This window comes from Variovorax sp. WDL1 (assembly GCF_001541225.1).
GTDB lineage: Bacteria > Pseudomonadota > Gammaproteobacteria > Burkholderiales > Burkholderiaceae_C > Variovorax.
In genome coordinates this window covers 1-1207 of sequence record NZ_LMTS01000093.1, presented here as the reverse complement: position 1 = coordinate 1207, position 1207 = coordinate 1, and the positions used below count along the sequence as shown (strand labels likewise).

General features: G+C 65.8%; 1 protein-coding gene. It reads left to right on the top strand.

The features are described from left to right. The coding region (locus tag APY03_RS13410; RefSeq protein WP_232324249.1) for a 3-hydroxyacyl-CoA dehydrogenase at positions 1-1207 on the top strand (1207 nt) is incomplete at its 5' end.

Genomic DNA, 1207 nt, shown 5'->3' with positions numbered 1-1207 from the left:
GTCGGTCGGCGTGATCGGTGCCGGCACCATGGGCGGCGGCATCACCATGAACTTCCTCAACGCGGGGATCCCCGTCAAGATCCTCGAGATGAAGCAGGAGGCGCTGGACCGCGGCATCGCCACCATCCGCAAGAACTACGAGGCCCAGGTCAAGAAGGGCAAGCTCAAGGCCGACAAGTACGAGCAGCGCATGGCGCTGCTGTCCACCACGCTGGGCTACGACGACCTGAAGGACGCCGACCTCATCATCGAGGCCGTCTTCGAGGAACTGGGTGTCAAGGAGAAAGTCTTCAAGGAACTCGACCGCGTCGCCAAGCCCGGCGCCATCCTCGCGTCCAACACCTCCACCCTCGATGTCGACAGGATCGCGGCCTTCACCCAGCGCCCGCAGGACGTCGTCGGCATGCACTTCTTCAGCCCCGCCAACGTGATGAAGCTGCTGGAGGTCGTGCGCGGCAAGCACACAGCCAAGGACGTGCTTGCCACCGTCATGGGCGTCGCCAAGAAGATCAAGAAGACGGCGGTGGTCTCCGGCGTGTGCGACGGCTTCATCGGCAACCGCATGATCGAGCAGTACTCGCGCCAGGCCGGCTTCCTCCTCGACGAGGGCGCCACCCCGCAGCAGGTGGACCGCGCCATCGAGAAGTTCGGCTTCGCCATGGGCCCCTTCCGCATGGGCGACCTGGCGGGCAACGACATCGGCTGGGCCATCCGCAAGCGCCGCGCCGTCGAGCATCCCGACATGAAGTACAGCCGCACTGCAGACAAGCTGTGCGAGCTGGGCCGCTTCGGCCAGAAGACCGGGGCAGGCTGGTACGACTACCAGGCCGGCAAGCGCGACGCGATCCCGTCGGAGCTCGTCGACAAGATGATCGAGGACCACCGCAAGGAGCTCGGCATCACGCCGCGCAAGATCTCCGACGAGGAGATCGTGCAGCGCCTGGTCTACGCGCTGGTCAACGAGGGCGCGCACATCCTGGAGGACGGCATCGCCTCCAAGTCGGGCGACATCGACATGGTCTACCTCACCGGCTACGGCTTCCCGATCTGGCGCGGCGGGCCGATGCACTATGCCAACCAGGTCGGGCTCTTCAACGTGGCCGAGGCGATGAAGCGCTTTGCGAAGAACCCGCGCGACGATGCGGCGTTCTGGCAGCCCGCGCCGCTGATCCGGAAGCTGGTGGCCGAAGGCAGGCAGTTCGGCTGA